Origin of the sequence: Enterococcus hailinensis (assembly GCF_045862035.1) — a bacterium.
Lineage (GTDB): Bacteria > Bacillota > Bacilli > Lactobacillales > Enterococcaceae > Enterococcus_A > Enterococcus_A hailinensis.
This window is the reverse complement of sequence record NZ_BAAFRV010000002.1, coordinates 1-19,962: the sequence shown is the minus strand read 5'-3', so window position 1 is coordinate 19,962 and position 19,962 is coordinate 1. Positions and strand designations below refer to the sequence as shown.

16 protein-coding genes and 1 other annotated feature are annotated in these 19,962 nt (G+C 37.9%); of the genes, 10 read left to right on the top strand and 6 right to left on the bottom strand.

The annotated features are described in order from the left end of the window. The first annotated feature begins 421 nt into the window (after positions 1-421). Positions 422-3,064 carry a calcium-translocating P-type ATPase, PMCA-type gene (locus ACKTSC_RS01895; RefSeq protein WP_407856691.1) on the top strand — a complete coding sequence of 881 codons (2,643 nt, stop codon included), beginning with the start codon at positions 422-424 and terminating at the stop codon, positions 3,062-3,064. 79 nt (positions 3,065-3,143) lie between these two features. On the opposite strand, the gene adhE (ACKTSC_RS01890) is transcribed toward ACKTSC_RS01895, so the two are convergent. After that, positions 3,144-5,747 carry a bifunctional acetaldehyde-CoA/alcohol dehydrogenase gene (gene adhE / locus ACKTSC_RS01890; protein ID WP_407856690.1) on the bottom strand — a complete coding sequence of 868 codons (2,604 nt, stop codon included), beginning with the start codon at positions 5,745-5,747 and terminating at the stop codon, positions 3,144-3,146. 409 nt (positions 5,748-6,156) lie between these two features. On the opposite strand from adhE (ACKTSC_RS01890), the gene tgt reads away from it, so the two are divergent. From tgt to ACKTSC_RS01870, 4 genes are all read left to right on the top strand, one after another. Continuing rightward, the gene (gene tgt / locus ACKTSC_RS01885) at positions 6,157-7,302 is read left to right on the top strand and encodes a tRNA guanosine(34) transglycosylase Tgt (protein WP_332581646.1); all 1,146 of its coding nucleotides are present in this window, start codon (positions 6,157-6,159) and stop codon (positions 7,300-7,302) included. Positions 7,303-7,387: 85 nt separating this feature from the next. Then, positions 7,388-7,744 (top strand): preprotein translocase subunit YajC, encoded by a 357-nt coding sequence (yajC, locus tag ACKTSC_RS01880; RefSeq protein WP_407855043.1) that lies wholly within the window; start codon positions 7,388-7,390, stop codon positions 7,742-7,744. Positions 7,745-8,015: 271 nt separating this feature from the next. Then, positions 8,016-10,619 carry a bifunctional acetaldehyde-CoA/alcohol dehydrogenase gene (adhE, locus tag ACKTSC_RS01875; RefSeq protein ID WP_332653631.1) on the top strand — a complete coding sequence of 868 codons (2,604 nt, stop codon included), beginning with the start codon at positions 8,016-8,018 and terminating at the stop codon, positions 10,617-10,619. A 152-nt stretch (positions 10,620-10,771) separates the two neighbouring features. Continuing rightward, complete coding sequence (locus ACKTSC_RS01870) at positions 10,772-11,239, top strand: hypothetical protein (protein ID WP_332581009.1); 468 nt, start codon at positions 10,772-10,774, stop codon at positions 11,237-11,239. 25 nt (positions 11,240-11,264) lie between these two features. Here ACKTSC_RS01870 and fni read toward each other — a convergent pair whose 3' ends face one another. Genes fni through mvk form a run of 4 tightly spaced genes read right to left on the bottom strand, consistent with a single transcriptional unit; the run spans position 11,265 to position 15,310 of the window. After that, a complete protein-coding gene (gene fni / locus ACKTSC_RS01865; RefSeq protein ID WP_407856689.1) occupies positions 11,265-12,308 on the bottom strand; it encodes a type 2 isopentenyl-diphosphate Delta-isomerase in 1,044 nt (347 codons plus the stop codon). Beyond that, positions 12,298-13,386 carry a phosphomevalonate kinase gene (locus ACKTSC_RS01860; RefSeq protein WP_407855040.1) on the bottom strand — a complete coding sequence of 363 codons (1,089 nt, stop codon included), beginning with the start codon at positions 13,384-13,386 and terminating at the stop codon, positions 12,298-12,300. The genes fni and ACKTSC_RS01860 overlap by 11 nt, the downstream gene beginning before the upstream one ends. Beyond that, positions 13,387-14,376, bottom strand: coding sequence for a diphosphomevalonate decarboxylase (gene mvaD / locus ACKTSC_RS01855; RefSeq protein WP_407856688.1), 990 nt, complete (start codon positions 14,374-14,376; stop codon positions 13,387-13,389). Beyond that, positions 14,369-15,310 (bottom strand): mevalonate kinase, encoded by a 942-nt coding sequence (gene mvk / locus ACKTSC_RS01850; RefSeq protein ID WP_407856687.1) that lies wholly within the window; start codon positions 15,308-15,310, stop codon positions 14,369-14,371. Before mvk ends, mvaD begins: the two co-directional genes overlap by 8 nt. A 420-nt stretch (positions 15,311-15,730) precedes the next feature. Here mvk and ACKTSC_RS01845 point away from each other — a divergent pair, with 420 nt between their 5' ends. Together ACKTSC_RS01845 and ACKTSC_RS01840 are read left to right on the top strand one after the other, a co-directional pair. After that, positions 15,731-16,387 carry a deoxynucleoside kinase gene (locus ACKTSC_RS01845; RefSeq protein ID WP_407856686.1) on the top strand — a complete coding sequence of 219 codons (657 nt, stop codon included), beginning with the start codon at positions 15,731-15,733 and terminating at the stop codon, positions 16,385-16,387. A 119-nt stretch (positions 16,388-16,506) separates the two neighbouring features. After that, positions 16,507-17,412, top strand: coding sequence for a magnesium transporter CorA family protein (locus ACKTSC_RS01840; RefSeq protein WP_407855038.1), 906 nt, complete (start codon positions 16,507-16,509; stop codon positions 17,410-17,412). Positions 17,413-17,457: 45 nt separating this feature from the next. Here the strand turns inward: ACKTSC_RS01840 and ACKTSC_RS01835 are convergent, their stop codons facing one another. After that, positions 17,458-18,267: a Cof-type HAD-IIB family hydrolase gene (locus ACKTSC_RS01835; protein ID WP_407855037.1), complete on the bottom strand. Its 810-nt coding sequence runs from the start codon at positions 18,265-18,267 to the stop codon at positions 17,458-17,460. 140 nt (positions 18,268-18,407) lie between these two features. Next, positions 18,408-18,536: a sequence feature (ribosomal protein L20 leader region), on the top strand. A gap of 27 nt (positions 18,537-18,563) precedes the next feature. Here ACKTSC_RS01835 and infC point away from each other — a divergent pair. The 3 genes from infC to rplT all read left to right on the top strand — a co-directional run bounded on the left by infC (position 18,564) and on the right by rplT (position 19,783). Then, on the top strand, positions 18,564-19,088 hold the full coding sequence (infC, locus tag ACKTSC_RS01830) for a translation initiation factor IF-3 (protein ID WP_071857809.1): 525 nt from the start codon (positions 18,564-18,566) through the stop codon (positions 19,086-19,088). A 73-nt stretch (positions 19,089-19,161) separates the two neighbouring features. Continuing rightward, positions 19,162-19,362 (top strand): 50S ribosomal protein L35, encoded by a 201-nt coding sequence (rpmI, locus tag ACKTSC_RS01825; RefSeq protein ID WP_010742869.1) that lies wholly within the window; start codon positions 19,162-19,164, stop codon positions 19,360-19,362. A 61-nt stretch (positions 19,363-19,423) separates the two neighbouring features. Next, a complete protein-coding gene (rplT, locus tag ACKTSC_RS01820; RefSeq protein ID WP_071857808.1) occupies positions 19,424-19,783 on the top strand; it encodes a 50S ribosomal protein L20 in 360 nt (119 codons plus the stop codon). Positions 19,784-19,962: the final 179 nt, after the last annotated feature.

Here is a 19,962-nt window from a genome sequence, read left to right as displayed (position 1 = left end):
GTTCTTACTACATTTTCACGATATTCAGTTTTAAGAAACTTTTCTTAATTACGTATCTTTTTACTTGTGTGTTTGATCGTACTACTCAACCTCTGATACGCATTCACTATTTATAAGGGAATACCTCACACATACACAATGAACAACTTTCAGGTGAATCTGGTATTACTAACAACTTTATTGTTTACTTTCTTTCTACTACCTTTATCGAGAAATCCTTCGAATGATTTAAGTTCCTCCTTCCTTGTATTTATAATATAGCATGTTTTTCTATTTATTGAAAGCGTTTAGCATTGGTTATTTAATAAAAAATATTTGTTTTATTTAATGTTAAATATAGGTAGATACTTTGAACTACCTATATTTTGTGTGTTATAGTAATAACATAAGGAATTTTTTTATAACTTAAAGGAGGAATGGGATGAAACCCTACAAAGAAACAGAAGATACTGTAATAAGTGAATTTAACGCTGATTTAGAGAATGGATTATCACAATCACAAGTTGATGAAAAAATAAAAAATAACGGTAAAAACAAATTTGAAGAACCGCCTAAAGAATCATTGGTGAAAAAGTTTTTTCATAGCCTAACTGATTTTACAACAATTATTTTATTGGTGGCTGCGGTCATTTCATTATATACCGCGGTTGCTACAGACCATGGTGATTATTTTGAGAGTTTCTTGATTATTGCAATCGTCGTTATCAATTCTGTTTTAGCAATTGTACAAGAAGGTAACGCAGAAAAAGCATTATCAGCTTTACAAGATATGAATAAGCAGACCGCTAGCGTATTACGAGAAGGTAAACAACAAGAAATCGATGCCGAAGATTTAGTCCCTGGAGATACTTTACTACTAGAATCTGGTTCAATGATTACTGCAGATGCACGAATCATTGAAGCTTCCCAATTGCGAGTAGAGGAATCCGCATTGACTGGTGAAAGTGAACCTGTAATGAAGGATCCCGAATTTGTTGGGGAAGAAGACGCGGCGTTAGGCGATCGGATAAATATGCTTTATAAAGGTTCGACAGTCGTTAACGGACGCGGAAAAGCAATCGTTACTGCGACAGGTATGCAAACTGAGATGGGTAAAATTGCAGGCTTGCTGAATGATGATGAAAATCAAAAAACACCTCTGCAAAAACGATTAAATCAATTAGGAAAACGAATTAGTTTGATCGCTTTAGCAGCTGCGGCTTTTGTCTTTTTCATTGGTGAAATGCAAGGCGAACCGATGTTGGATATGTTTATTACCTCTATTTCTTTAGCAGTAGCAGCAGTACCGGAAACGCTGACGGTCATCGTAACATTGACTTTGGCTTTTGGTGTTCAAAAAATGGCAAAGAAAAATGCAATTATCCGTAAGTTACCGGCAGTTGAGACATTAGGGTCAGCAAATGTAATTTGTTCTGATAAAACAGGTACTTTGACTCAAAATAAAATGCGTGTTCGACGTGTTTGGACCCACGGTGATTCTGTTGTAGATACGGAAGAAGGAATGACCGATGAAGCGATGGAAGTATTAACTACTGCCGCTTTGTGTACTGATGTAATCGTTGAAAATGATGATAATGAATTGGAAATCAAAGGAAATCCAACCGAAGTAGCTATTGTTCGGGCCGTAGAAGAAAATTATCATACAAAAAGTGAGTTAGAAGAGAAGTATCCACGTATCGGAGAAATTCCCTTTGATTCAGAGCGTAAGATGATGACGACCGTGCATAAGCGAGGGAAAAAATATATTTCGATCACAAAAGGTGCTTTCGATGTTTTGCTTCCTAAATTTCATTACGGAGATGTCGATCAAGCAGCAATCGTAAATGATCGTTTTGGGAAAAAAGCATTGCGTGTGATTGCTGTAGGCTATGCAATCCATGATGAAGAGCCGCAAGAAATCACTTCAGAAGCATTAGAGAAAAACTTACGATTAATGGGATTGATTGGGATGATCGATCCACCAAGACCAGAATCAAAAGATGCGATTGCTCGGGCTAAAAAAGCTGGAATCAAAACAGTAATGATCACCGGCGATCACGTTGTGACTGCAGGTGCAATTGCTAAAGAATTAGGAATCATGAATAGTCGAAAAGAGGCTATCTCAGGTGCCCAATTACAAAAAATGACTGATGATGAATTAGATAGTAAAGTCAAAGAATTATCCGTTTACGCACGGGTAACACCGGAAGATAAAATACGAATCGTTAAATCATGGCAGCGGACAGGTGCGGTAGTGGCCATGACGGGTGACGGGGTCAATGATGCTCCAGCCTTAAAAGCAAGTGACGTTGGCTGTGCAATGGGAATTACAGGAACGGATGTTGCTAAAGGTGCCGCTGATATGGTTTTAACAGACGATAACTTTGCAACGATCGTCGATGCGGTTGCACGAGGACGTTCGGTTTACCAAGGGATTCGAAAAGCTATCAATTTCTTGTTGAGTTGTAATATTTCGGAAATTTTTATCGTAGTTATCGCTATGCTATTAGGTTGGGGAGCGCCATTTACGGCAGTACAATTACTATTTGTTAACGTAGTAGCAGATGGACTACCAGGTTTTGCGCTAGGTCGTGAACCGGCAGAAGCAGGGATCATGGATGAAAAACCAATTCCAAGAGATGAAGGGATTTTCGCACGAGGATTGTGGCAAAAAATCGGCTTAAATGCGGGTGTCTTCACAATCGTTACATTGATTGGTTTTTACATTGGAGCTTTCGTAAATAATGTCAGCTACTTTACACCGGCAAGTTTTGAAGTGGGTCAAACAGTGGCCTTCTTAGTTTTAGCCTATTCTTCGATCTTACATGTCTTCAACGTTCGCAGCAGTAAATCGATTTTTAGAGTAGATTTAGCTACCAACAAATCGTTAGCCGAAATGGCTTGGCTGGCAATCGGTATTACGACGCTGATTGCTTTGATTCCGAAAACACAAGAATTATTCTATCTTGTACCAATCAGTATGAATCATTGGGTGATTGCGATTCTACTTTCAATCGTGCCGATCATCGTGAATGAATTGATCAAATTCCACAAAGCACCAGAAGTAGATACGGAAAGTATTTAAGTGTTTAGTCAAAATAAAAAACCTTCGATGGATATTCTTCATCGAAGGTTTTTTTGTAGTTTATGTGCTACTAAATCAATTATGCTTTGTAATCGTAGCAAGTCACGATGATTTCTTTTAATTCGCTGATCAATGGTTCTTTAGGATTGGCGGTTGTACATTGATCCTCGTAGGCTAACTCTGCTAAATGATCTACGGTCGCTTCTAATGTTTCTTTGGTCACACCTTGAGCTTTTAGATTCATCTCAATTCCCACGCTTACACCTAAGTCATAGACAGCTGTAATAAGGGCTTCAACTAATTCTGCGGTTGTATTTCCTTCCAAACCAAGGAATTTTGCAATGTCAGCATAATCAGAGTCTGCACGGAAATAATCATATTTAGGGAACATCGCATGTTTTTGCGGATCTTTGGCATTGTAACGGATGATGTGTGGCAATAAGATTGCATTTGTACGACCGTGAGGAATACCATATTCACCGCCAATTTTATGAGCGACAGAATGACAAATCCCTAAGAAAGCATTGGCAAAAGCCATACCAGCCATGGCTGAAGCATTATGCATTTTTTCTCGTGAGGTTTCATCACCGATCTTCACTGATTTTTCAAGATAATCAAAGACGATTTTGATTGCTTGTAAACTCAAACCGCGAGTATAGTCTGAAGCCATCACTGAAACATAAGATTCAATTGCATGGGTTAATACATCCATTCCTGTGTCTGCGGCAATCGAAGCAGGTAGAGTCAGGACAAACTGTGGATCGATGATTGCTACGTTTGGCGTCAATGCGTAATCAGCTAATGGATATTTTACATGTGTTTCGCTGTCAGTAATTACGGCAAATGGTGTGACTTCTGCACCGGTACCAGAAGTAGTCGGAATACAAACTAATTGTGTTTTCTCAGGCGGTTTAATTCCATACGTGCGCTTACGGATATCTAAGAATTTTTGTTTGGCACCAAAAAATGAAGTATCAGGGTGTTCAAAGAACATCCACATGCCTTTTGCTGCATCCATTGCAGAACCGCCACCAAGAGCGATGATCGTATCTGGTTGGAAATTAAGGATCATTTCGAGCCCTTTATAAACCGTGTTCGTAGATGGATTCGGTTCAACATCTGAAAAAATCTCCACTTTGACATCATTTTGGCGTCTACCCAATGCCTCTCTAACGGTGTCGGCATAACCAAATTGCACCATTCCTGGATCACAAACGATCATCACACGTTCAACATTTTCCATTTGGGTCAAGTACAATAAAGAATTTTTTTCAAAATAAATTTTTGGTGGAAGTTTAAACCATTGCATGTTTTTTCTCCGTTTCGCTACCGTTTTGATATTGATCAAGTCTAGTGCAGATACATTATGCGAGACTGAATTTTTTCCATATGATCCACAACCCAATGTTAAAGAAGGAATCAATTCATTATAGATGTCACCGATACCACCTTCAGAAGAAGGCGAATTTACTAAAATTCGGCAAGCTTTCATTCGCAAGCCGAAAGCTAATTCAACTGATTCGTCTTCAGTATGGATGACTGCCGTATGTCCAAGCCCGCCTAGAGCTAACATCTCTTCACATAATTCAAAACCATGTTCAATATTTGATGATTGCACCATTGCTAAGACAGGTGATAGTTTTTCGCGTGAAAGAGGATACTCTGCACCAACACCTGCTAATTCTGCAATCAGCAGTTTAGTCCCTTCAGGAACAGCGATTCCTGCCAAATCAGCAATAGCTTTTGCTGAATAACCTACGATTCTTGGATTGACAGCATATTTTTCTTCATTCATTACGACATCTTCTAATTGACGAAGTTCATTTTTCTTAACAAAATATACTTGATGTGCTTGGAATTCTTTTTTGACGTCTGCATAGATTTCTTTATCAACGATCACTGCTTGCTCAGAAGCACAGATCATTCCACTATCAAATGTTTTTGAAACAAGTAAGTCATTGACAGCGCGTTTGATATTTGCTGTTTTTTCAATATAAGAAGGAACATTACCCGGACCAACACCTAGAGCTGGTTTACCTGTAGAGTAAGCAGCTTTCACCATAGCACCGCCGCCAGTAGCCAAAACGACTGCGATACCAGGATGGTTCATCAATCCTTGAGTGGCTTCAAGTGATGGAGTTTCGATCCATTGAATACAATTTTCGGGAGCTCCGGCAGCAATGGCTGCATCACGTACGATTTGTGCAGCTTCTGCTGAACATTTTTGTGCACTAGGGTGGAAGGCAAAGACAATCGGGTTACGTGTTTTCAAAGCAATCAATGACTTAAAGACAGTTGTCGAGGTCGGGTTGGTCGTTGGAGTGACGCCGCAAATGACACCAACTGGTTCAGCAATTTGAATTAGATGTTTTTGCTTATCCTCAAAAATCACACCAGCTGTTTTGTCATTTTTGATGTTGTTCCAGATATATTCAGATGCATACATATTTTTGATTGCTTTGTCTTCAATGACTCCTCGACCAGTTTCTTCTACCGCCATTTTCGCAAGCATCATATGCTTGTCTAAAGCTGCCATAGCACCTTCATGAACGATATGGTCTACTTTTTCTTGTGTGAAAGTAGAGAAAATTTTCAATGCTTCATTTCCGTTTTTCGCTAATTCATTGACTACGGTGTCAACAGTAATAACTTCCCTTTGTTCCTGTTCAGCTGTTTTAACCATGTTGTTCCTCCTAGTATTTTTTTAACGACTTAATCATAATTGGTACATTCGCAGATGTAAACGCTTTCTATTAATAAATATTTATTTCACAATTGTTGTTTGCTGTTAGTATAAAATGAGAAGAATTAAAAAATAAATCAGTTCTTCAATTTTTTCTTGAAATACATTACCAGTATCCTAGTTTAATTTTATAAAATAAAAGTTTGCTTGTTTAGATAGGAACAATTATTTAACTATTTTGATAAAAAAAATAAAAATGAATAAGCTTGTATATTTATGATCAAGAAAGTACAACTTCTTTTAATAAGCATTAAGGTGTTGAAGGAAAGTTGCAAAAGCTACTTAAAACCAGTATCATGGTACTCGTTGCAAACTAATACATAACATATGAAAGAAAGTAGGAAATTAAATGACTGAACCTGCCATTTCTTATCGCTTAATAAAGAAAGAAAAACATACGGGTGCTCGTTTGGGCGAAATCATTACACCGCACGGAACATTTCCAACACCGATGTTTATGCCAGTAGGAACATTAGCGACGGTCAAAACGATGTCGCCAGAAGAATTGAAAGCTATGGGTGCTGGAATTATCTTGAGCAACACGTATCATCTGTGGTTACGACCTGGTGAAGATCTTGTTGCAGAAGCTGGAGGATTACATAAATTCATGAATTGGGATCAACCGATTTTAACCGATTCTGGTGGTTTCCAAGTTTTCTCATTAGCAGATATGCGTAATATTGTTGAAGAGGGTGTGCATTTCAAAAATCATTTAAATGGTTCAAAAATGTTCTTATCACCTGAAAAAGCAATTGATATCCAAAATAAATTAGGTTCCGATATCATGATGAGCTTTGACGAATGCCCGCCATTTGATGAAAGCTATGATTACGTGAAAAAATCAGTGGAGCGTACATCTCGTTGGGCAGAACGCGGATTAAAAGCACATGCAAATCCATCTACCCAAGGTCTGTTTGGTATTATCCAAGGTGCCGGTTTTGAAGACTTACGTCGCCAAAGCGCGAAAGACTTAGTCAGCATGGATTTCCCAGGCTATTCGATCGGCGGCTTATCTGTTGGTGAACCAAAAGAAGAAATGAATCGTGTCCTAGAATTTACGACACCATTGATTCCTGAAAATAAACCGCGCTATCTAATGGGTGTTGGTGCAGCCGACTCATTGATCGATGGTGTCATTCGTGGAGTTGATATGTTTGACTGTGTCTTGCCAACACGAATTGCTCGGAATGGGACATGTATGACTTCAGCAGGACGCTTAGTTGTTAAAAATGCTAAGTATGCACATGATTTCCGTCCGTTAGATGAGAAATGCGATTGCTATACTTGTAAAAATTATACACGTGCATATATTCGTCACTTGATTCATTGTGATGAAACATTTGGCATTCGTCTGACGTCTTATCACAACTTACACTTCTTGATCAACTTAATGAAACAAGTTCGTCAAGCGATCATGGATGATAATTTATTAGAATTCCGTCAAGCCTTTTTTGAAGAGTATGGTTTTAATAAACAAAACGCAAAAAGTTTTTAAAGGATAACCAAAAATGCTAGTGTAACAGTAAAAATTTTGTTACAGTTAACAATGGAATTACTATGAATGCGAGGGGAAATTTAAAATGGGTAACTATTCAATGATCATCTTACTTGTTTTGATGTTGGGAATGTTCTTTATGATGAATCGTTCTCAAAAGAAACAACAACAAAATCGTCAGAATGTATTAGATTCAATGAAAGCTGGAGACAACGTTGTAACGATCGGTGGATTACACGGAGTCGTTCACGAAATGAATCCAGAAGATAAGACAGTTACTTTGGACTGTGAAGGAATCTATTTAGTATTTGATCGTGCATCAATTAAAAATGTACAATCAGGCACAACAACAACTGCCGCACCGGTTGAAACACCAAGTGTTGAACCGAAAACAGAAGAACCAACTGAAACAATCATCGAAGAAAAACCTGAAGAAAAATAAAAGTGAATTTTTTCTAATTTTGAAAGATCCGGAAATTTCCGGGTCTTTTTTTATATACTTTTTACTAATAGTATAATTGTGAATTTAATATCATTTATATATTATCTAAATAATAGAGCTATCGGATACTGTTTTTTTCTTTATTTAAAAGGTTCTAACCATATGTAACTTGGTGTGAAAAGAATCACAAAAAAGTTCTTTACAAAATGGAAACGCTGTTGTATGATATATATGTGAAAAGAAACACAATAATTTTTCTAGGAGGATCCACATGGCTAAAGCGGTAGAAAAAGAAAAAACTCAGACAATCAGTGTTGAACAAACAATAGATGAATTGGCAACTAAAGCAAATGTTGCATTAAAAGAAATGGCAGATTTTGATCAAGAAAAAGTTGACCATATCGTTCACGAAATGGCGATGGCAGCTTTAGATAAACATATGATGCTTGCAAAAATGGCGGTAGAAGAAACAGGACGCGGAATTTACGAAGATAAAGCAATCAAAAATATGTATGCATCTGAATATATTTGGAACAGCATCAAAAATGACAAAACTGTTGGTGTTATCAATGAAGATAAACAAAAAGGCTTGATTCAAATCGCTGAACCAGTCGGTGTTGTTTGTGGCGTTACTCCAACAACAAATCCAACATCTACTACGATTTTTAAAGCCATGGTCGCTTTAAAAACACGGAATCCGATTGTTTTTGCTTTTCATCCAAGTGCACAAAAATGTTCGTCTGAAGCGGCTCGTATCATTCGTGATGCAGCTATCGCAGCCGGAGCCCCTGAAAATTGTATCCAATGGATCGAAAAACCATCATTAGAAGGAACAACTGGTTTGATGAATCATCCAGGTATCGCGATCGTTTTAGCGACTGGCGGGGCAGGCATGGTCAAATCAGCGTACTCTACAGGTAAACCAGCTTTAGGCGTTGGTCCTGGTAATACACCTTCTTACATTGAAAAAACAGCAAAAATCAAACGTGCTGTCAATGACTTGATCGTTTCTAAAACATTTGATAATGGAATGATCTGTGCGTCTGAACAAGCGGTGATCGTTGATAAAGAAGTTTATGCAGACGTAAAAGCAGAATTCGAAAGTCATCAAGTATACTTTGTTAAAAAATCAGAATTAAGCAAATTAGAAGACGCCGTTATGAATGAAGGCAAGTATGCTGTTAATCCAGCGATCGTCGGTCATTCAGCAATTGATATTGCTGAACGAGCTGGTATCAAAGTTCCAGCAGGAACAAAATTATTGATTGCAGAACTTGATGGGGTTGGTGCAGATTATCCATTGTCACGTGAAAAACTTTCGCCAGTCTTAGCTATGGTCAAAGCAGAAAATACAGCTCATGGTTTTGAACTATGTGAAGGTATGTTGGACCTAGGTGGACTTGGACATACGGCTGTTATTCATACGGAAGATGAAAACTTACAAATTCAATTTGGGTTACGAATGAAAGCTTGCCGAATCTTAGTAAACTCACCATCGGCTGAAGGTGGTATTGGTGATATCTATAATGAATTGATTCCTTCATTAACATTAGGTTGTGGATCATATGGACACAATTCAGTTTCTCATAACGTATCTGCGATTGACTTGATCAATATCAAAACTGTAGCGAAACGGAGAACGAATATGCAATGGTTTAAATTACCGCCAAAAATCTATTTTGAAAAAAATTCTTTATTGTACCTAACACAAATGGAAAATGTCGAACGTGTCATGTTGGTTTGTGATCCAGGAATGGTTCAATTCGGGTATGCTGATATCGTTCGTGAAGTTTTAGGTCGTCGTACGAATGATGTAAAAATCGAAGTCTTCTCCGATGTTGAACCAAATCCGTCAACGAACACTGTTTATAAAGGTTTAGAAATGTTTAATGATTTCCAACCAGATACAGTTATCGCTCTTGGTGGTGGATCTGCAATGGATGCGGCAAAAGGCATGTGGATGTTCTTTGAACACCCAGATACTTCGTTCTTTGGTGCCAAACAAAAATTCTTGGATATCCGTAAACGGACATACAACATCGGCAAACCAGAAAAAACACAATTTGTATGTATTCCGACAACTTCTGGAACAGGTTCAGAAGTAACGCCATTTGCTGTTATTACTGATAGTGAAACACATGTAAAATACCCATTAGCGGATTACGCATTGACGCCAGATGTAGCAATCGTGGATCCTCAATTCGTTATGACGGTTCCAGCATCAGTTACAGCAGACACAGGTATGGATGTTTTAACTCATGCAATTGAATCTTATGTTTCTGTCATGGCATCTGATTACACGCGTGGCTTGAGTTTACAAGCAATCAAAATCGTCTTTGATTATCTTGAAAAATCAGTGAAGACAGGCGATACAGAAGCAAGAGAAAAAATGCATAATGCTTCAGCGATGGCTGGTATGGCTTTTGCCAATGCTTTCTTAGGAATTTGTCACTCAATCGCTCATAAAATTGGTGGAGAATACGGTATTCCTCATGGACGGACAAATGCAATCTTATTACCACATATTATCCGTTACAATGCCAAAGATCCGCAAAAACATGCGATGTTCCCTAAATATGATTATTTCCGTGCAGACTCTGATTATGCTGACATTGCTCGCTTCTTAGGTCTAAAAGGAAATACCACTGAAGAATTGGTGGAAGCTTTGATTACAGCTGTCTACGACTTAGGGGTTAAATGTGGAATCGATATGAACTTGAAAGCGCAAGGCGTCACGCAAGAAACATTAGATTCAACAGTTGATCGTATGGCTGAATTAGCCTACGAAGACCAATGTACAACCGCTAATCCTAAAGAACCATTGATCAGTGAATTAAAAGGTATCATCGTCACAGCCTACGACTATAAAGCGTAGTTGAAAAAAGAGTCTCCATATGGAGACTCTTTTTTTATATGTAAGTGTGTTTTTTATTTAAAAAATTATTTTATTTAGAAAAATTGATCCTCTTTGATTGTTATGGCCCTAAAAAAACGATAGACTGAATTTAATATACGCGGAAAGGGTTCATGATGATGGAAAAATTGAGGAGAGAGATCAAAGAATTAGGTGAATCAGGAGCTCATTTACATGCGATCGTTGACTATTTAGTAAATGAGAAAAAAATTATGGGAAGTAAAGCAAATTATATCTTTATGTTAGATATGCAGGATTATATTGCGGCCTTGAATCGTTTGGCTCCCTCAACAATAGAAATGACTGTTGAACCTCATGAAGTAAAACAAATCAATTATTTATTGACTCGCCAGTATGAGTTGATAAAGTTGATTCAAAGAGATATTGAACGAAACATCGATGCAAAAAATATTGATCCAGAGCAATATAACGAAAAACAGCTCAAACGATTAAAAACAATCAATCAATTGTTATTGCAAGATAATTTAGTTTTCCAAGCAATGTTGGATTCAACTAAAATTGGCAGTAATATTCGAGTCGGTCAAAAGAAAACTTGGCTGCAACGCTTGTTTAGAAAATAAAGAGGATGCGTTTAACGCATCCTCTTTATTTTCTATTAGCTAGTCGTTGATAATCGATGCCTCGTGCCTGACACCATTCTTTAGGAGAGCCACTTAAAATAATAGGATTTTTGATTAGTTCGTCTGTTGTGGTTTTGTCAGTCATTAGATATAAACGGGCTAACTGGACTTTCCAATCTTCAATCAGCTCGATCGTTTTATCGACACCGTCACTCATTAATGAATCTAAGATAGTTGCAGAGATCCCGACTGCTTTTGCTCCTAAACAAAGAGCTTTAAAAATATCATATGCATCACGAATTCCGCCAGAAGCAAGGATCGTAAGGTGATCGATAGCTTGTGCTTCAAGTAAAGAGATAACCGTTGATTGTCCCCAATCATCAAGATAGCTCAATTCACGTTTTTTCCTTCGAGCATTTTCAATTTGTGAAAAACTGGTTCCGCCACGCCCTGATACATCGATGGCTTTTACACCATAGCTTTGCAATTGTTGAATCGTTTCTCTGGTCATCCCAAAGCCGACTTCTTTTACGATCACAGGCACATGTAATTTTTCAATCGATTCTTTGATATTTTTGGGCCAATCATAAAAATCGCTGTCGCCTTCAGGCATAACTAATTCTTGCGGGACATTTAAGTGGATTTGCATACCATCAGCATGTAAAAGGTCAACGATTTTTTGAGCATCTTCACTGGTACGGCCAGCGCCCATATTCGCTAGCAACGGGCCATTGGGATTGACCTCGCGGATAACGGTATAAGAATCAGCGACGCTAGGATCTTTTAAGGCTGCACTGACAGAGCCGGTCGCCATCATCAAATTTGTTTCCCGTGCGATGATCGCTAAATCATGGTTGATCTTTTTTGTTTTTTCACTTCCACCAGTCATGGCATTGATATAAAACGGAGCAGCTAATTTTAAACCAAGAATTTCAGTGCTCAAGTCGATAGAATCAGACTTTGTTTTAACCAAAGAAGAATGGATCAGGCGTACAGCATCAAAATCATTTTCTTTTTGTTTATGGTGAAAGGCGCGAGCTAATGAGACGTGTTCGTCTTTACGATTCATAGTGATCCTCCGTTAAGTGATAAACATGTAAAGGTAATGGGGTAATACCAGCTTTTTCCCAAGAACTCATCAAGGGTAAGATGCCAGCCCGCTTATCGACGATTACGATACCGCAGTCGCCACCGCCAGCACCAGAAGATTTTGCTGCGCCACCATATTTTTCCGCTAAGTCGTTTAGTCTTTTTAGTTCCTCAGTTTCGATTGAGACGTTGCTGAGGCTCGTTAGTTGATTAAGTAATATACGATTTTTTCGAATCATTGATTGAATCAATGACACATCATTTTGTTTGAATCCTAGAATCATTTGGTCGACACAGTCTTTGCTATCGGTCAAAAACTGTTCGTAAGAAGTTTTCTTTTCATCTCTAGATTGATGAACTTGATCAACTAAATCCGAAGTAGAAGCAGGACTTCCAGTCCAACCAATCAACAAACGTAAATCTTCAGGGACCTTTAGTGGTTCGATATTTAAATTTGGCCAGTCGTAAGCGATCAAGTCTGTTAATTTCTCGTTAGCTAACTTACTTAAGACCCAATCATGATCGAAAGTTGAAAAAGCTAGCCAGCCGCCATAGCAACTAGCTGCGATATCTCCGCATGAACCGTTTCCTTGGACATTTAAATGGGCTAACGTCGCTAATTTAAATAGCTCTAATTGTGATAAGTTCAGTTCGTAAAAGGCGTTTAATGCTTTAACAGTTGCGACGGTCACGGCACCGCTAGAACCTAAACCGTATTTACGTCCATTTGAATTATCTAATTCACTCGTAACTTTTAAATCAAAGAAGGCTAATTTTTTACCTTTTTCTTGAGCGAATTTTTCAGTGAAATGGATGGCAGCTAAAATATAATGAAAAGGATTGTCACGAATATCCAAAACGAGTTCATTATTACGTCGAGTCCAACGTACAGGCAAATCACTATATTGAGTCGATTGGATACTGCCGCTTTTTTTAGCCGGTTCGATCGTTACCGTAATGAATTGATCAATGGCAACGATGATGGCAGGATGTCCAGGTTCGACCACCGCATACTCGCCGGCGATATATAGTTTTCCTGGTGCAGATACTTCGATCATTTATGCTTCCTCCGTTGATAAAATTTCAATACTTGGTCCTGCATGAGCGACAATCAATTGAGTTGGATCAAAATGTTTAGCTAACTCATCAAGAACTTTTTCTTCATTTTTACGCTCAACTAAAACTTTGACGTTAGGACCCGCATCCATTGTGAAATAGCAAGAAATACCGGTTGTTCTTAGTTGACGAACAAGATTCATTGCCTTCATGCTTTCAGCTGACCAATATGTAAAAGGAGGTGTAGCGGCTAATGTAGTGCCATGCATTTTTAGCGCACTTGCTTCAGTCACTTCGCCTAGAGCCGTAAAATCTTTTGCTGCAATCGCTGCTTTGGCTTTAGCCAAGTCTTTTGGAACACTTTGTAGCCAGCCATCATAAAATGAAGAAGTTTCAACTGTTCGTTGCATGCCATCACGGCTAGAAACATCTTTCTTTGCATCATTAACTACAATAAAAATCATACTTAAATCTTGCTCGAAATCGTTACTAATGATTTTGGTTGCATAGGAAGTCTCGTCGGAAGTTCCTTTTTCCCATTCGGCAAAACCGCCATAAACACTACGAGAAGCAGAGCCTGAACCTCGACGTGCTAGACGAGATAGTGCGATCGGCGACAAATCTAAATTCAAAGCAGCACTAACCGCTCCAGCCAAAGCTGCCAATCCACTAGCGGAAGAGGCCAGTCCTGCTGCAGTAGGAACAAAATTTTGACTTTTAACGACAGCGAATAAGGTACAATCGGTTTTTTTTCTGGCTAAATCAAGAAAGCGACTTATTTTTATAGTCGCTTTCGAATCTTGTAATTGATTGTCTAAATAAAATTGGTCTTCCGTGAATTCAGTTGAAAAAATGACTGTTGTTTCGGTATAAAAAGCATCTAATGTTAAAGATAGACTGTTATTCATTGGTAAAATTAATTCTTGATTTTTTTTACCCCAATATTTAATTAAGGCAATATTCGTATAAGCTTTCGCTTTCCCGCTAAACATGTGCGTACACACCTAACCCTTCAATCCATGTATTGCGCGCCCCGGCATCTAATAGTGTTTGCTGTAGTTGCCGTCCGCTCGTTTCATTTTCTGCTAAGGCGATCATGCAGCCCCCACGGCCGCCGCCTGTTAATTTTGCTCCTAAAGCTTCATGTGTTAAAGCCGTTTCGATCAAATGATCTAAATGGCGATTGCTTGTACCTAATAAACGTAGTAAGCCTTGTGCTTGATTCATACAATCTCCTAAAATATGCGGCTGATTTTTTAGAATCGCTTGTTGTGCTTGTTGTGTCAATCGCCCTAGAGATTTGATTTGTTTCGCTGTTTCGCGAGGTCTTAACTCCCTTAATTTTGCGATGTCGCGAACAGCTTTACGTGTTTGTCCTTTGATACCTGTATCGGCAACAACTAAAAAAGCGTCCATATTCAATTGGAAAGGTTGGAAACCAATTTCTTTTTGATAACGAATTGGTTCAGTTCCACTGATGGTTGTAGCATCAATCCCACTTGGATTACCGTGTGCGACTGCTTCTGCTTGGTTCACGAAATATAAAACATTCTCTTGGGTCGCAGGCTCTTCCATCCAGTCGAAAACCGCCCGTGTGATTGCAACAGCTACTGCAGCACTGGAGCCCATTCCGCGTTCTGCAGGAATGGAGCTTTCTATCTTTAAGTAAAAAGGTTCTGGAATTTTAAAATGCTTAACCAGATACCAAAGTAAAATAGTAACGTTGCGCATCGTAGTGGGTGCTTCGCTGAGCGGTCCGTGGAAGAAACTAGACTCAATCCATGATTCAAGTTTGTTTTTACGAATCGTTGCTTGAATACCTGTTCCTGAAAAAGGGAACGCAATTGCAGGCTCGCCATATACAACAGAATGCTCGCCCATTAATATAATTTTCCCACTGGCATAACCCGTGCCGATCGATTTCATTAAAAAAACTCCTAATTCATTTTAGAGTAGTTATCTCACATAAAATAAGTCTGCTTCTAGAAAGAGGTGTAGCAAGATACTTTTTTATGTAAGGGTATGGTTTTTATTTGATTTAAGCTAAATAGCTTTTATAAAAAATAATACATTTTGTTTATTTAACTTGTAAATAGGAATGCTTTTATATCATTCTTATTATATCGGAATTATCAAATTTAGTCTCTTTCCATTTTACTCACAGTCTTGCGACAAGTAAACGAAACCGCTGAAAAGTTTTCGATAATCCTCATATTTTTAAACATTCTTTAGAAGCAGAGATAATTATTTCTTTGCATTTTTTATTTGACTACACCATATATTGGGGGTATATTTGTTGAGTTGAGAATTATGTACCATATTTTGTATGAAGCGAGTTGGAGGTTTATGAGCGTGATTGTACTAGCAGGAACCATCGGAGCAGGGAAATCTAGTTTGACAGAAATGTTATCTAAACATTTGGGGAGTCAAGCTTTTTATGAATCAATTGAAGATAATGAAGTATTGCCATTGTTTTATGCAGATCCAGAGCAGTATGCCTTTTTATTGCAGATCTACTTTTTAAATAAACGGTTTGATAGCATCAAAAAAGCGATGCAAGATGACAATAATGTCTTGGATCGTTCGATCTATGAAGATTCTTTATTGTTCCATTTAAATGCGGACTTAGGTCGAGCAACTGAAACTGAAGTAAAAGTTTATGATGAATTATTAGCAAATATGATGCAAGAGTTGCCTTATGCCGCTCAGAAGAAACATCCAGATCTATTAGTCCACATTCGCGTTTCTTTTGAAACGATGATGGAAAGAATCCAAAAACGCGGTCGTGAATATGAACAATTGGAATTTGACCCGACATTATATGATTATTATAAAGAATTGAATCGTCGTTATGATCAATGGTATGAAGACTATAATGAAAGTCCTAAAATTCAAATCGATGGCGACCAATTGAACTTTGTCGATGATCTTACAGCTCGTGAAGAAGTCATTCGCATGATTGATGAAAAAATTTTAGAAGTTCAAGCTGTACCAGCAGAATAAGTCAAAGCACGCAAAGAAAATTGCGTGCTTTTTTGTATCATTCAAAGCGTGGATAGGAGCAACCAAAGATCGATTTTGGTATACTAAAAATTGATGAAGGAAAGTGGAGGGGCGTAAAAATGGACAGTAGCCAAACATTTAATCAAGACCTTAGTTCATGGATCAATGTAGATAGTACCCAATCTCATGAAGTAAAAAAATTGAAAGAACGTTATTCCATTAGTGATGAAATGCTAACCTATGCTTTGGATAAAAATGAACGAGCACGGGTTGAATATGATCCGACAGAAAAAGCATTATTGTTGATTTTTAAAGTACCGAATCTGCTGAAAAAAGACAATCATTATGAGACAAGTCCGATGGCTTTTATCTTAAAAGACCAGCGTTTTTTTTCTTTTGTCAATGAACGAACGATGTATGTTGAAAATATCATTGAACGTTTATTGAATGACGAACCAAATCAAAGTGCAGCTAGTTTGCTTTTTCATACTTTGTTTTTGATTTCCGATTATTATTTTCCTTTAGTAGAAGAAGTAGACAGCCAGCGGATCCAACTGAATAAAAAATTAAGAGAAAAAACGACGAATAAAAATTTATTAGCTCTTTCTGATTTAGAAATCGGCTTAGTCTATTTAGTGACTGCTACTAAGCAAAATGCTGTTCTTTTAGAACAGATCAAGGCACAGTCAATTTTTTCTAGTTTTACAGAACAAGAAAAAGAAGAACTCGACGATGCATTGATCGAAGCAAAGCAAGCTGTTGAGATGACGAAATTATCCAGTGAGATATTGGATCAATTATCAGGAACGTATAATAATCTTCTGAATAATAACTTGAATGATACGATGAAAATATTGACGATCTGGTCGTTATTGTTAACGATTCCCACGATCGTAACAGGTTTTTTCGGGATGAATATGCCATTACCTTTTACGCATTCAGAAGTAGGGTGGATCATTTCTTTAGTGATCAGTTTAGGATTATCGATCTGGCTGATGTTGGTATTATGGCGCCGAATACGATAAAAAGTCTGAGACAAAAGTATTTATACTCGTGTCTCAGACTTTTTTTTATAAAATAAATTTTTCGATAACTTCGGCAACTGCGCTGTTTTCGTGATCCGCGATTGTAGTATATTGAGCAGCTTTTTTGATTTCAGGAATCGCATTTGCCACAGCAACACCTAAAGCAGCTGTTTGGATCATTGAAAGATCGTTAGTATTATCTCCGATAGCAATTGTTTCATCCATGGGAATCGCTAAATGAGCGGCTAAACTTTTTAAAGCCGTCCCTTTATTGACACCTTTCGGATTAAATTCGATATAACGATTCGATGAATAACTAATTTCTAAGGCTTCATGAAGTTCATTCGGCATGTCTTGTTCGATTGTTTCCAGATAGTGACGATCTAAGTTTTGGAACAAGGCTTTATAACACGTTTGTTTTTCCAAAAAGGAAAAATCATCGTCCGTTCGTTTTTCATGAGGAATCGTTGAAAGATAGGCATCTTCATTCGGATTGCTATGATACACATAGGTTTGTTCAAACGTATAAAGATGGATCGCAACATCATACTTAGAGCCAAATTCAAATAACTGAGCTAAAAGCTCGAATGACATCGGAGATTCTTTAATGATCGTGGGTCCTTGACTTTCGACGACTACGCCGCCATTGAAGCCGATCATATAATGATTTGCTTTATCGACAGCATCTAATTCTATTAAAGTCTGCTTGATTGAATGAAAGCCGCGACCCGTTGCAGGAGCAAAAGTAGTACCTTTGACTTCTGCTTGTTTGATTATTTCTTGAGTTTTTGAAGAGACGTGTCGCTGTTTGTCTAAAAGTGTTTCATCTAAATCACATGCAATCAATCGGTACATAGGTGTACCTCCTTAAATTTTCTACTTACATTATAGCAAAAATGAAAAATAGTCACTTGCTTTTTGACTGGCGATTTTTTAAAAAGTAAATAAAATAGATTGACAAAATAGATAAACAAAGATATACTATTAAAGTTGAGAAATGAAAGCAGAAGCACCCGCTTCTCGCCTTACGCGAATATCTCGCTGGGCTAGATAGTTAATGACTGATCTTTTCGATGAGTCGGACTACGTGCGGGTTCGTAAAGAACTCGTTTTTTTATTCGCTTTTTTTCTCTCAAAAATTTTGGAGGTGAATGACCATAGCAAAGGATATGATGGTTAACGACGGCATTCGTGCACGAGAAGTACGTTTGATCGGACAAGACGGCGAACAATTAGGTGTTGTAGCGAAAGTAGAAGCTCTAAAAATAGCCGAACAAGCAAATCTTGATGTAGTTTTAGTCGCTCCAGGTGCGAAACCACCAGTAGCACGTATTATGGATTACGGAAAGTATCGCTTCGAACAACAGAAAAAAGAACGTGAAGCACGTAAGAAACAAAAAGTGATCAACGTTAAAGAAGTTCGTTTGAGTCCAACGATCGATGTGAATGACTTTAACACAAAACTTCGTAATGCGCGTAAATTCCTAGAAAAAGGCGACAAAGTGAAAGCTTCGATCCGCTTCAAGGGCCGTGCCATTACCCATAAAGATATTGGTCAAAAAGTTCTTGATCGTTTAGCGGAAGAAACTGGCGATATCGCTACAGTTGAACAAAAAGCGAAGATGGACGGACGTAGCATGTTCTTAGTGCTTGCACCGAAAGAAAAGAAAGACTAGCAATAATTTTGAGAATGCATCTTTGACTCTGGTTGAAGAGTATGCGAAATGAAAAGTAGGAGGAATTTTAGTCATGCCAAAACAAAAAACACATCGCGGTTTAGCAAAACGCGTAAAACGTACTGGTAACGGCGGTTTGAAACGTTTCCGCGCCTTTACAAGTCACCGTTTCCACGGAAAAACTAAAAAACAACGTCGTCAATTACGTAAAGCATCTATGGTATCAAAAGGCGATTACAAACGTATCCGCCAACAATTGGCACGCATGAAATAATTGCGTCACCCGCTTTACAACTTAAAAAATTCAATGATTTATTTATTAGGAGGAATTAAACATGGCACGTGTTAAAGGTGGAACAGTAACTCGTAAACGTCGTAAAAAGACATTAAAACTAGCTAAAGGTTACTACGGTTCTAAACACACTCTATTTAAAACAGCTAAAGAACAAGTAATGAATTCATACAACTACGCATATCGCGATCGTCGTCAAAAGAAACGCGACTTCCGTAAATTATGGATTGCACGTATCAACGCTGCAGCTCGTATGAACGGCTTAAGCTACTCAAAATTAATGCACGGTCTTAAACTTGCCGGTATCGAAATCAACCGCAAAATGTTAGCTGATTTAGCAGTTAACGATGCAGCTGCTTTCACTGCACTAGCTGACCAAGCTAAAGATTCATTAAGCAAATAATTGTTGTTTGACAACAATCGAGCCTCACTCAATCGAGTGAGGTTTTTTTTGTAACCTGCATTCCCGAATTGTGTAACGATAATCACTCGAAAAACCGCTGTAACGCTTGATATATAGCGGTTTTTTTGTAGACTTATAACTCGTTATATAATATAATGTATAACGAGGAGTGTTGATAT